The sequence below is a fragment of the Loigolactobacillus zhaoyuanensis genome (assembly GCF_003946385.1).
GTDB classification, from domain to species: Bacteria; Bacillota; Bacilli; order Lactobacillales; family Lactobacillaceae; genus Loigolactobacillus; species Loigolactobacillus zhaoyuanensis.
The window spans coordinates 16,178-28,546 of record NZ_RHOE01000013.1; the positions used below are offsets into that span (position 1 = coordinate 16,178).

The window sequence follows — 12,369 nt, forward strand, 5'->3', positions numbered from 1 at the left end:
GTCGGGGATCACGTTATCTCAGCAAACGATGACTGGTGCGATCGGTACAACTAAGGATGTGACCACTACAGTAACTCCAGAAGGTACAAGCCAGGCAGTGACCGCTACATCAAGTGATGATGCGATTGCTACAGTCATACAAAATGATGTTGGTGGATTTACTATCACATTAGTTGCGGCCGGGACTGCTAGCATTAACTTTACGGCCGATGGTCATGACGATATTAAGGCAGCGCTGGCAATTACCGTTAGTGCTGTTAGCTAGGGGTGATTGCTAATGGCTGAATATGTTGATCAAGTCTATTATACGAAAACCTATTATGGCGAAGACGTTGATGATGCTTTATTTTCGCGTTACTTAGCGCGTGCTACGGATATTATCAACTCATTAACTTGCTATCAACTAGTTAAGCAAGGTGGGCTAGATAAGTTGGAATTATGGCAGCAGGAATTAGTAAAAAAAGCAGTTTGTGCACAAATTGAATATTATCAGATTGAAGGGCTAACGGCGGATCAAGGACAATCGGAAAGCGGTAGCTCTTTTAGTTTGTCTAAATTCAGTGTTTCGGCAAAGTCAAATACGATCAGTCGTCAAGCACAGCGTGCATCCCCAGCGGCAATTGCCGCATTGAGAGCTGCAGGGTTACTGAATGAGAGCGAGGTGTCTATTCGTGTTATTTAAACCGATTCCTCGCGCAATCTTATCGGATACTGTCACTTTGAAGCAGGAGTCCGATAGCGATGATGGTTATGCCGGTAATGGAACACTGACATTAACGACAATCAAGAATGTTTATTTTGAGCCTGATCACAAGGTGATCAAAACAAACACGAATGAGGAGAAGTTAATTCAAGGTATCTTGTTTATTGATCGAATCAATAGCAAACCGTTTATCGTCCCTCAAACTGATGATGCTGTCTTTTACGGGGATGACACTGAAAACCCATTACGGGTTGAGTCAGTGTCGGTGATCAAGGCGTTACATGGAGTTATTCACCATCTGGAGGTGACCCTAACATGACTACTCGCGTAAAAGTAAATCTTAATGGTATCCGTGCAAAGGTTAAGTGGGCGGTTCAAGCGTCGCAAGAGAGTGTCGCTATTAAGGTTGCTAAGGACTCAAATGAATTCGTACCAGTCAAGTATGGGGCATTACGCGAGTCTGTTTTTAGTTCCAGTAACTTTAGTAAAGGTTCAGTGATCTGGAATACAGAATATGCTAAGAAATTATATTGGAATCCGCAGTATCATTTCAGCCATAGTGTTAATCCTAAAGCGCGGGGGATGTGGTTCGAAGCGGCTCGAGCCCAGTATTTAAAATCATGGACCAGTTTTGCACAGCAACAAATCAAATCGAAATTGTGAGGTTAAGTAATGGACTTCATTGATCAACTAGCCCAGTTTTGTAAAAATAATTTAATCTTATCTAGCGTGCATACCAATGACAGGGGAACGCCGATCATTGAGCTTGACAAAATCAAGCATGAAAACGATGTGGCGTTGCTAGAGGCGCCCTCAAGTTTAATGGACACTGATTTAAGTCGTGCAGATACATTTGACTTACGAGTGCAGGTATTAGTGCAAAATGCTAGTCAAAAAACGGCCAAGGATGATTCTTGGTTGATGTTCAATATTTTAAAGCAACTTCCAAAACAGTATGGCGAAGCTTACAAGACGATTACCAGTGCTGATAGCACGTTCGAACTGATCACGATGCGTGGTGTTACGCCGCCGCAAAAGATCGATGAGTCTGAGCATGGTGCATCCCTGTATTCAAGCTTACTGTCAGCGGAGCTGCTTATTAATTAGGAGGATGATGTAAATGGCTTTACCAGCCTTTTTTGCTGCCAATTGGCAGAATAAATACGAAATCGGTGATGATAAGGAAAACTTAGTAGCAGTTGCCGGTGGGGTTTCGACCGCTGAAACTGATTTTGATGATGATACAGATAGTGTTTCCTATTTCGATCTGCTAGGCGGTACAGAAACAATTAATAAAGGTTCTTCGTTCCCTTTCAACTTTGAAGGAAATCGGAAGTACCGCGATCCAGGTCAGGAATATATGCGTGATAAACTCACGGCACAAGACAAGTCCTGCTATTTCAGAGTGACTGAACCTGATGGTCGTGTTTTAGAGGGACCGGCTACTATTTCTAAAATTACGCCATTCGGTGGGGATGCCAATGAACGAATGGACTTTAAGGCGACTGTTACGTTTATGGGTACACCACAAGATACTAAACCAAATGAGGCGATTTTACCGGATTCAGTTACGGTTAGTCCATTGGATGTGACAGTTGCGGTCGGCGCTAGTCAAACATTGACGCCAACGGTTCTGCCTGAAAACGCTAAAGATAAATCAGTGATGTATGGCATTGCTGATAGCACAATTGCCACGGTTGATTCTGCCGGCAAAATTGTCGGGGTCAAGGCCGGTGTGACTACCGGAACTGTTGTCACCGTTAATGGCAAGCTAGTTAGATTTACGGTGACTGTAACAGCTACAGAAGGTTAAATATAGACGTCTAGTTGTCAAAGGCTAGACGTTTTTTGCACAACAAAAATATTTAGGAGGAATTTTCAATGAGTAAAAAAATTAAAAATTATAAGCAACCCAATCAGTCCGGACAGACAAACGTATCAGAACAGGTAAAAGACTTAGGCGCTAAACGGCAGGTCATCCCTGTATTGATTTATGGAGAAAAATGGGAAATTTCGTTAACAGATGTGGCCATGAAGAAATGGATGAAAAAAGTTAATGATATGAAATTGGAATTAGAAGAAACACAAAAGAGACTTTCAGATGACGAAGATGACTTTGCACAACTTGATGATCTGTTGTTACGGTCATTCGATACCGTGCTTGGAGATGGTGCCTATCAACGAATTGTTAAGCATGAAACGGACTCGGTGACACTCATTCAAACTCTAGTTAATCTCGGTAATTACTTGGATAGTGAATTCTCAAAGTTAAATAAGAAATTTGAAATGCAGCAAATGAAACAAGTTATTGCTGCGAAAAAGAATTCTCAAGCGGCATCACCGACATTATCCCCCAAATTATCAGCTTATTAACACAGGGATGACTTATGTTTAATCTCTACGATGCAATTAATGATGATTTTGAATTTGAAGGAATCAAAGGGCATGTTGATATGTCGTTTGATAATATCCTCCGACTATTTCACGAGATCGGTAGTGATGATAAAACATCTGGGATGAAATTATCGATCGCACTATATCTGCTTACTGGACATATGTTTGAAAAACTTGATATTCCGCAACGGGTACAACTTTATAACTTTTTAATGCAAAATTTTGTACTCAAAGTTAAACCAGTCATGCAATTGCCACCAATAATGGGTGATAGCAGTGACAAGGAAGAACAGTACTACTCATTAGAGGAGGATGCTGATTATATTTGGGCTTCTTTTAAGTTTTACGGTATTGATCTCGACCTAGAACGTGGAAAATTACATTGGTATAAATTTCGTGCATTGTTAGCATCCCTGCCCGATGATTCCAAATTCAAACAGGTCATCAACATTCGAATGTGGAAACCCGAAAAAGGCGATTCTAAGCAACGTATTAAAGAAATGCGCGAACTACAAGTTGTCTACGCACTTGGTGTCACACAGGAGGACGTCAACGTAGCATCAATGGATTTCGATGAAAGACGTCAGTATGAACAAACACATGATGAAATGAGGTGATCTAAGGGCAGACGGAAAAGTAGAAATTGAAGTCACACTTGATGACGGAACGATAGTAAAAGGAATTGCGGATTTAGGTGCCAAGTTTGATGGCGTAGCGCATAAGTCGGATAGTTTAACAGCTTCTATTGCTAAGATGGCATCAGCAATCGGCATCGTTAAGGTTGCTAGTGCGGCATTTGGTATGGTAAAAGACTCTATTGGTGCGGCAATTACTCGTGTTGATACTTTAAATAATGCATCAAGAACGTTTAGCAATATGGGATTCAGTGCGAAAGAATCTAAATCAGCTATGGATGCACTTACGAAGTCTATTAGCGGAATGCCTACGTCCTTAGATCAAGCGGTTTCTGGTGTTGAATTATTGGCCGGATCAACAAATGATATCGGAAAATCACAGGAAGTTTTCGCGGCTCTTAACGATGGCATCATTGGTTTTGGTGGCAGTGCTGATAATGTTAATGATGCTGTGCGCCAGTTATCACAAGGATTTGCGGCCGGAAAGGTTGATGCCGAAACCTGGAATTCCATGATTGACAACGGATTAGGACCGGCATTGAATGCGATGGCTAAACAGATGGGAATGACTACCGCTGACCTAAAATCTGGATTATCAGATGGGACAGTTAGTGTTGATCAATTCCAGAAGTCGCTGATTGACTTAGATAAAAAAGGTGGCGGTGGATTAGCATCCCTCAGCAAAATTGCTAAGGATGCAACTAATGGTATCGGTACCGGATTTACAAATATGAAAACCGCCATTGTACGTGGAATGGCTAATGCGATAACTGCATTTGATAAATTTTTGAAGCACACTACTGGTAGCAATATAGCTAGTTGGTTAGGGAGTATAGGTGCAGCATTTGAGTCTACTCTAAACAAAGTATCAGTTGTTCTAACTGCTATAGAGCCCGCCTTTACCGTGTTTTACAACTCATTAAAGCAAGTTATTGATTTTATTCGTAGTAATCTAAGTGTTTTTGCTTCTTTAGCGGCCGGAGTTGTTGCTGGGATAGTAGCATTTAAGGCAGTTGCAACCATCGCGGCAGCGGCTGGGATATTTAGCGTGGTTACAAAAGAAGTAGGGCTATTTATCTTTGCATTTAATAATGTCAGAAAAGTAAAGGGTGTTTTGACAGGCTTGAGTGTAGCACTCAAGGCAGTGGGAGTAGCCAATCCCTTTGGCTTACTGGTTGCCGCAGTCGTTGGCTTGATTGCTGTATTTGCTACCTTATATGCTACAAATGAACGATTTAGAAATGCTGTTAATTCAATGGCTACAAGTGCTCAGGCTGCTTTTACAAAAATACTACCAACTGTTCAAAGTTTATGGCAGTCGCTCAAGAATTTAGTTTCAAGTGGTATTGAGAAATTAAGTCCAATATTTGATTCTATCGGTAGTTCGCTTAGCTCTTTTGGCGGACTAGCAAGTATTGCTATTGGAGTTCTTACTCGCATAGGACTAATTGCACTAGGTATTACTGGTCCCTTAGGCTTGCTAGCAGGTGCTGTGATTTCATTTATAGCAGCTTGGGCACGGACGGGCCAACTCAATACGTCCGGGATAACCCAAGTTTTTGATAACTTAAATTCTGCTATAAGTAATATTTCTGGAGCTATCAGTACCTATTTGCCACAAATCATTGCGGCTGGAACGCGAATCATTATTGGGTTAGCTGCCGGTATTACGGCTGCTATTCCGCAGATTGTAGCAACAGCATCCCAAATTATTACGGCAATTACGCAAGCACTAACAACGGTGTTACCAAGCCTTGTTTCTGCTGGCACTCAAATTATTACTGGTATTGTGACTGCAATTGTTACGGCACTACCGCTGCTAATTCAAGCGGGCATTCAGATTATAACGATGTTGGTTAGTGCGATTGTTACAGCACTGCCGGCTCTTATTTCTGCCGGTTTACAGATCCTATCAGCTCTAATACAAGGAATTGTGAGCGTATTACCAACGCTTATCCAGGCCGGTTTACAGATTATCACTGCATTAATGACTGCGATTATTACTGTTCTACCTATGCTGTTACAAGCCGGTTTGCAGATTCTTATGGCACTAGTCAACGGTATTGTTACTATGTTGCCAATGCTGATTCAAGCAGGGATGCAAATTATCTTAGCATTGGTGAACGCGATAGTTACTGCTCTACCGCAACTTATTCAAGCAGGATTACAGATTTTACTTGTTCTAGTTCAAGGCATTATTTCGATGCTGCCAGTATTAATTCAGGCCGGTTTAATGATAATTTTAGCGTTGTTCAATGCGATAATTGCGAACTTACCACAGATTATTCAGGCAGGATTGCAAGTTTTACAAGCATTAATCAGTGGGATTATTCAGGTTCTGCCCTTGATTATTCAAGCCGCTTTACAAATTATCCAAGCATTATTTCAGGCTTTAATCGCTAATTTACCGCAAATACTTGCTGCTGGTGTTCAATTAATTATGGCTCTGGTTAAGGGTGTTTTATCAATCATTGGTGCCGTGATCAGTGCAGCAGTACAGATTGGTGCAGCACTTTTAAAAGCAATCCTAAACTTTGTTGGTCAACTTCTTTCGGCCGGGGCTGAGCTAATACGATCGCTGATTTCCGGAATTCTTTCATTACTTGGATCGGCTGGCAGTGCGGCAATAAATGTTGGTACTTCGATTCTAAACGCTATAATTTCGTTTATTGGTCGGATGTTGTCGGCCGGAGTACAGTTAGTTGGTCAGGTCATTTCCGGGATTTCGAATGGCATTGGTAAGGCCGGTGCCGCAGCACGCAGCGTTGCACAATCGGCTTTAAGCGCAGTTACTGGCTTTGGTAGTCGTATGCTATCTGCCGGCAAAGACTTCGTGTCTGGCTTCGTGAATGGTATTAAAGGTGCTATCGGGGATGCAGCGGATGCGGCCGCGAACATGGCAAAATCTGCTATGAATGCAGCAAAGAAGTTTTTGCATATTGGATCGCCATCCAAAGTTATGAAGCAGATTGGTGCATGGACTGGTGAAGGTTTCCAAATTGGGATTGAGCGCATGGTTAGTCCGGTAGCTGAGTCCGCACAGAAGCTGGCTAAAGCGGCTATGTTTGATGTGCCTGAACTTGATGCTGGGCAGGCTAATTTATTGAATGGTCTATTCGGTGGTCAATTGACCGCCGAGGCTGCCTTAGGCCTAGGTGCGAATTTAGCACCAACGACTACAACAACGAATTATTACAACACTGATAACTCAGTTTCTACCACCGCCGCTGCAAGTAATAACAAGGAAGCTATTGAGCTATTGAAACAGATTGCTGCTAAGCATACTACGATCGATGGTTCCAGCTTTGCGAGCAGTTATGAAGCCTATGGATCATCTGAGACCGCACGGCGCAATCAATTAAGCGGAAGGGGTATTGCAATTGAACATCGAATCTAATAATCGCTTTGGTTACGGATTTTGGTTTAATGGTCATCACTCAACGGAGTTCGGCGTTGATGTGATCGAACCTAAAGAGCTAGGATTTCCGGCCAAAATAAAACAACTGGTAGAAATACCATTTAGTAACATCCCTCTAGACCTGAGCTATATGTACCAAGATCAGCAATATGGCGAACGAACCTTTAAATGGACGCTATTAGTACGTGATCGGTCGCGGATGGATAAAGAAGGGATGTATGTCATCTGGACCAAGTTGGTCAATTGGCTTGAGAATACACAAGGTAAGACCAAGCTGAAAGATGATGTGATGTCAGATTATTATTATCTGGCCGAAATACAAACGGCTACTTCGTGGGAAGAATTCCGCTATCATGGTAAAATGACGATCGAGTTTCAGTGCTATCCGTTTCGAATTCATGAAGCGCTTGAAGGCAATGATATTTGGGATGATTTTAATTTCGAATTAGATGTGGCACAGGAAACTAAGTTTGATGTGAGCGGATCAAAATCAGTGATGCTATTTAATGTTGGCACACCAGTAGCTAGTCCAACAATTGTCGCTAGTGCACCATTTACGTTAAAGATGGGCAATCAGACAGTTACAGTACCGGCCGGAACGTCTGATTCACCTGATTTTGTCCTGGCTAACGGGATTAATCAGATCGTGATTAACGGTATCGGTACGATCGAATTTCAATGGCATAAGGAGCTGATCTAAAATGTATCGTGTTACGATCCGCCAAGGTTGGAATGGTAAGCCAATTATGATACATTCGCCATATTTGAACGGTGTTAAGCTACCTGATGCCAAAGTAGTAAAAGATGTTGCGGCCGCTGCCAGCTTTAATTTTACGATTTATCCCAATTCTGATGGCTACAGCAATCTGCATCCCTACTCGACGTTTGTTAATGTAGAACGGATTGCAAATAAGGACGGGCCCATTGTACTTTTCGAAGGGCGGGTACTGATTCCAAAGGACAGTATGAACGACAAAGGAGTCCTATCAAAGCAAGTTACCTGTGAAGGGTTGCTTGCTTTTTTGCATGACTCTATCCAGGACTATGGTAAGTATCAAAATATGACGCCATCCGTTTTTCTGGGTAAGCTGTTAGACGTGCACAATCGACAAGTTGAATCGTACAAGCAGATCAAGCTAGGTAGAGTGACTGTCACCAACTCAACTGATAACGTGTACCGCTACACAGATGACAGTAAGGATACCTACGATACGATCAAGGAAAAACTACTGGATCGATTAGGTGGAGAACTACAATTGCGTCATGAGGCTGACGGCTTATATTTAGATTATCTGACAGAGGTTGGCCATGAGTCTAAGCAAGAAATTCGAATAGCTAAAAATCTACGATCGTTAACACGTAATATTGATCCGACTGAGATTGCTACTGTATTAAAGCCGCTGGGTGCCCGTGAGGAGGCTGCAGCTAATGAAAATGGTAATAGTGATGCTTCGGCGCCACGGCTGACAATCAGTAGCGTTAATAATGGCAGTACTATTTTGAGAGATGAGTCTAAGATTGCAGAGTTCGGCGTGCAAGTTAAGGCACAGACCTGGGATGATGTTCATGATGCTGGGATCCTGATGATAAAAGGCAAAAGTTTTCTGGCATCCCAACGGACTACGCTTGTGCAGTATGAAATGTCTGCGGTGGACTTGTCACTGATTGACTTATCTGTTGAGGATTTTCAAACAGGTAACTACCACCATACGTATAACCCGTTAATGGGAATTGATGAAACCTTACGTATTATCGGCCAAACAATTGATCTGACGAATCCGGCCGATTCAACTCTATCAATTGGGGACAAAATCTTGAATCAAGAGGACTTTAATCGACAACTAGCTAAGGCTCAACAGGCAGTAGATGAGTTACAAAATGAGGTTAACTTTCTTGGCTCAGACTTAGTTAATTTATCGATGGAGTTTAGCAAATCTAATGACTTGGTTGACAATCTTAAGGCGTCTGTCGAAACGATGAAGCAGAACCTAGGTGATCAGGACTTAAGTGGAATAACTGGAACGCTGGCCGGGATGACTCAGCAATTAGAGTCATTGAGTCAGGGAATCGGTTCTATGCCCGCACAAATTGCTGAGAACCAAAACGCAATTTCCGGATTAGTTGAGAAATATAACGGAATAGTCCAGCGTTTAGCTGCGTTGGAAGATGGTACAGGGGGAACAACAAATGAATAAAAAGACTAACGAAAATACAGATTATTTAGGGGTGATTTATAATTGACTCAACAACGAGCTAAATATGTCGATCCGACACCAAATAACTTTCCGGACGATTATGATGAGTCAAAGGTTGATCCGCGGGTTAAATTAAGATCAAAAGCGATTGACAAAAAAATGAATGGCGCAGACGTGCGGGGCGCGTTAGCACAAGGTTTGGAAATTGCCGGAGTTGTCGCAACCGAAGCGAATGAAACAGCATCTGCAGCTGATGTAAAATCAACTGACACTCAAAATAGATTAAAAGACCAACTTGCAGCGGCTACTAATGCTAATAAAGATTTGTCAGAAATTGTTGATGCAAGGCGACCAGGTGGCGGATCAGCGTATGCAACGCTTAGAGATCGGCTTGATGATATGCCAAATAATGCAGAATTCAATCAACTGAGCAGCGAGGTTTCTGACACTGGGGCTATTGCGGTTTCGGTTGACGGCGGTGTGCAAGACCCGTTTACAAGCGCACTTGCAGAATATAAACAGACTATTAACTCGAATAATTCTGTGCTCAAAATTGGCCTACTACAGGATATCCATTTTTCGCGAGCAATCTATAACGACGAATATGGAGAAGCAACAGATCGAGGATTGATACACATGCAGCATATGGGCGCGCTAGCTGATGATTTAGATATTGCCGTCTACAATGGTGACAACGTTCATGGCCGCGAAGTAAAAAGCAGTACTATGCACCGTATTAAGCAACTAATTAATACACATAGACTTGCATTTGGACAGCTGCCCACCATCTGGACAATCGGAAATCACGATGATAATAACGTTTATTTTTCGGGCACGAGCAAAGTGGAAAATACACTTACACTCAAGGAAATGGAAGATGCCTTTGAAATCGGCCAAACGTATGACTATAAGGACTTTCCGGCTCAAAAGGTGCGAGTGATTGTTTTAGACGCATTTGAAAATCCTGAAATCTATAACGATGATGGGTCAGAAAAATATAATCGGTCGTATAGTTCCGTGTTTAGTCAAACGCAGCTAACTTGGTTTGGTCAAGCATTGCAAGCTCCAAACGGTTATAGTGTGATCATTTTCATGCACTGCCCACCTTTAGGATTTGCATCTAATAAGCCGTATAACAACTATCAAGATGTGAATCACAATCTTATGCTGGGTATGGTGCAAGCGTACATTACTGGGACATCATACACGGCCAGCGGTACAAACACGGATTACCCGGCCGTTGTTAGCGTTGACTTTACGACTCGCGGTGCAGGTGCCTTTGTCGGTATTGTGGCAGGCCACGAGCATCACGATTTAGACCCGCAAACAATTAATGGCATCCGCGTAATCGAAAGAACATGCAATCTTGCAAGCAATAATGGCGATAAAAGTGTTGCACGTGATTTGGAAAATGTTGATGAGGATGCCTTTGATGTGATAGAAATTGACGGCGCAAATAAACACTGCAAGTTTAATCGGTTTGGTGCTGGAAACTCACTTGAATTTGACTATTAGGAGGTGATCACTTGGACACGGTTTTGGCAAAAAAAATTAAACAATTAGAAGCACAAATTGAGGTTATGACCAACGAGTATGGGACTGTCGACGTTGCGATGGATGGATTGATGCCAAAAGAAGAGAGTGCCCCCGTTATTACCGGGTTGATGGGTGGCAAGGGGGCATTAGCAAACGGCACGGATATTGATGATGTTATGCACGGTGGGAGTTATTATCTACCATCAGAAAACACGTATAAGAATGTGCCTTACGGCCCTGTCGGTACTGGTAACTACCGCGCACAACTTGATGTAATCAGAAACTATGGAGGTAATCCACGCACGGATAATCCATTGTGCTATCAACGATATATGACGATTGAACTTTCAGGGCAGGTCAAAACTGCCTATCGATTTTACTACAATAAATGGTTGAACTGGTTCTATCCAAGCGGAAAGACTATTTGGAACGGGTCTCAATCAACAAATGGTAGTAATTTCACGTTGAGCGAGCCATATTCTAATTTTTTAAGAATCAAGATCTATTGGAGTCCATATAACAAAAGCAATGAGTGTGTCGAGTCACTAACCGGAGTGGGATCGTTTAGCTTGGATGCTGTTAATGTTCCGAATAGTGTTGGTTCATCACCAGCCTTGTCAATGGAGGAAGTCATCCTGACATCCGATTCAAGTAATACGGTATTAACAGCAACTGATGCCCTCTATTATATTCAAAATGGTGTAACGTACGGATCAGAAAACATTGGTAAATCAGTCATTAATAAGATCGTCGGGTATATAGTTTAGGAGGTACGCATATGTATATAAGCACAGATAATTCTGGCTTAATACTGGCCTATTCGACAATTGGTCAAATCGATGGTGGGCAGAAATATAGTGGGTCAGTTCCGGAAGATAAATTATGGGAAATGGCTAGCAGACCGATTACATCCAAATGATCTGGGTTATGCTAAGCTGGCCCGAATTATCGGTCAATTTATAGTCAGCAGTACAAACTAGGGTGGTGTAGAAAATGCAGATACTTTTGAATAGCGATAATACAATTGCGGCTTATGTTAATATCGGTGCTTTGACTGGATCCGTGAATTATGATGGCGTCCTGCCGGATAATTTTGTCTCAGATTTTAAGCCAAATTATTTTATTCTTAATAATGATTCGATCATTATTAATCCAAACTATGTTGAACCAAACAATACAATTACGTTGCCACCTAGCAATGTAGAAACTCAGCTGGCAGCACTAGCTTATCAGCAAATGACATCACAACAGACAATTACTGATTTACAAACACAAAATGCGCAAATGGCTTATCAATTGATGACTCAAGGAGGTGTGACAGCATGACTTTTCCAACTTATGATGCGATTAAAGGGTATTTTGATCTCAAGCTTTGGACGACTGATATGGTGGCTAAGGCAGTTGAACTTAAGGTGATTACACAAGACGAGTATAAAATAATAGTAGGCGTAGCCTATTCTTAACTGATATAATACTTCTTATAACTAA

The 12,369-nt window shown here is 42.0% G+C and carries 16 protein-coding genes; all 16 read left to right on the top strand.

What is annotated here, in order from left to right:
- Positions 1 to 28 precede the first annotated feature (28 nt).
- The 16 genes from EKM76_RS04455 (at position 29) to EKM76_RS04525 (ending at position 12,344) form a co-directional block, all read left to right on the top strand.
- A complete protein-coding gene (locus EKM76_RS04455) occupies positions 29 to 265 on the top strand; it encodes an Ig-like domain-containing protein (RefSeq protein ID WP_263853676.1) in 237 nt (78 codons plus the stop codon).
- A gap of 12 nt (positions 266 to 277) precedes the next feature.
- Entirely contained in the window at positions 278 to 682 is a 405-nt protein-coding gene (locus EKM76_RS04460; protein WP_125549499.1) for a head-tail connector protein, read from the top strand.
- Positions 672 to 1,022, top strand: coding sequence for a putative minor capsid protein (locus tag EKM76_RS04465; protein WP_164507591.1), 351 nt, complete (start codon positions 672 to 674; stop codon positions 1,020 to 1,022). Before EKM76_RS04460 ends, EKM76_RS04465 begins: the two co-directional genes overlap by 11 nt.
- Positions 1,019 to 1,366 carry a minor capsid protein gene (locus tag EKM76_RS04470; protein WP_125549501.1) on the top strand — a complete coding sequence of 116 codons (348 nt, stop codon included), beginning with the start codon at positions 1,019 to 1,021 and terminating at the stop codon, positions 1,364 to 1,366. The genes EKM76_RS04465 and EKM76_RS04470 overlap by 4 nt, the downstream gene beginning before the upstream one ends.
- Positions 1,367 to 1,375: 9 nt before the next feature.
- Positions 1,376 to 1,810, top strand: coding sequence for a phage tail terminator protein (locus EKM76_RS04475; RefSeq protein ID WP_125549502.1), 435 nt, complete (start codon positions 1,376 to 1,378; stop codon positions 1,808 to 1,810).
- A gap of 13 nt (positions 1,811 to 1,823) precedes the next feature.
- Positions 1,824 to 2,516: a phage tail tube protein gene (locus EKM76_RS13610; RefSeq protein WP_225417874.1), complete on the top strand. Its 693-nt coding sequence runs from the start codon at positions 1,824 to 1,826 to the stop codon at positions 2,514 to 2,516.
- A gap of 68 nt (positions 2,517 to 2,584) precedes the next feature.
- Positions 2,585 to 3,076 carry a hypothetical protein gene (locus EKM76_RS04485; RefSeq protein ID WP_125549503.1) on the top strand — a complete coding sequence of 164 codons (492 nt, stop codon included), beginning with the start codon at positions 2,585 to 2,587 and terminating at the stop codon, positions 3,074 to 3,076.
- A gap of 14 nt (positions 3,077 to 3,090) precedes the next feature.
- Positions 3,091 to 3,714: a Gp15 family bacteriophage protein gene (locus EKM76_RS04490; protein WP_125549504.1), complete on the top strand. Its 624-nt coding sequence runs from the start codon at positions 3,091 to 3,093 to the stop codon at positions 3,712 to 3,714.
- A 136-nt stretch (positions 3,715 to 3,850) separates the two neighbouring features.
- Complete coding sequence (locus EKM76_RS04495) at positions 3,851 to 7,129, top strand: tape measure protein (protein WP_125549505.1); 3,279 nt, start codon at positions 3,851 to 3,853, stop codon at positions 7,127 to 7,129.
- Complete coding sequence (locus EKM76_RS04500) at positions 7,113 to 7,850, top strand: phage tail domain-containing protein (protein ID WP_125549506.1); 738 nt, start codon at positions 7,113 to 7,115, stop codon at positions 7,848 to 7,850. Before EKM76_RS04495 ends, EKM76_RS04500 begins: the two co-directional genes overlap by 17 nt.
- A gap of 1 nt (position 7,851) precedes the next feature.
- Positions 7,852 to 9,345 carry a phage tail spike protein gene (locus EKM76_RS04505; protein ID WP_125549507.1) on the top strand — a complete coding sequence of 498 codons (1,494 nt, stop codon included), beginning with the start codon at positions 7,852 to 7,854 and terminating at the stop codon, positions 9,343 to 9,345.
- Between the two features lie 42 nt (positions 9,346 to 9,387).
- Complete coding sequence (locus EKM76_RS04510; protein ID WP_125549508.1) at positions 9,388 to 10,860, top strand: metallophosphoesterase family protein; 1,473 nt, start codon at positions 9,388 to 9,390, stop codon at positions 10,858 to 10,860.
- Between the two features lie 11 nt (positions 10,861 to 10,871).
- Positions 10,872 to 11,648: a hypothetical protein gene (locus EKM76_RS04515; RefSeq protein ID WP_125549509.1), complete on the top strand. Its 777-nt coding sequence runs from the start codon at positions 10,872 to 10,874 to the stop codon at positions 11,646 to 11,648.
- Between the two features lie 11 nt (positions 11,649 to 11,659).
- Complete coding sequence (locus tag EKM76_RS13425; protein ID WP_164507592.1) at positions 11,660 to 11,800, top strand: hypothetical protein; 141 nt, start codon at positions 11,660 to 11,662, stop codon at positions 11,798 to 11,800.
- Between the two features lie 74 nt (positions 11,801 to 11,874).
- Positions 11,875 to 12,207 (top strand): DUF2977 domain-containing protein, encoded by a 333-nt coding sequence (locus tag EKM76_RS04520; protein WP_125549510.1) that lies wholly within the window; start codon positions 11,875 to 11,877, stop codon positions 12,205 to 12,207.
- On the top strand, positions 12,204 to 12,344 hold the full coding sequence (locus EKM76_RS04525; RefSeq protein WP_125549511.1) for an XkdX family protein: 141 nt from the start codon (positions 12,204 to 12,206) through the stop codon (positions 12,342 to 12,344). The genes EKM76_RS04520 and EKM76_RS04525 overlap by 4 nt, the downstream gene beginning before the upstream one ends.
- Positions 12,345 to 12,369 lie beyond the last annotated feature (25 nt).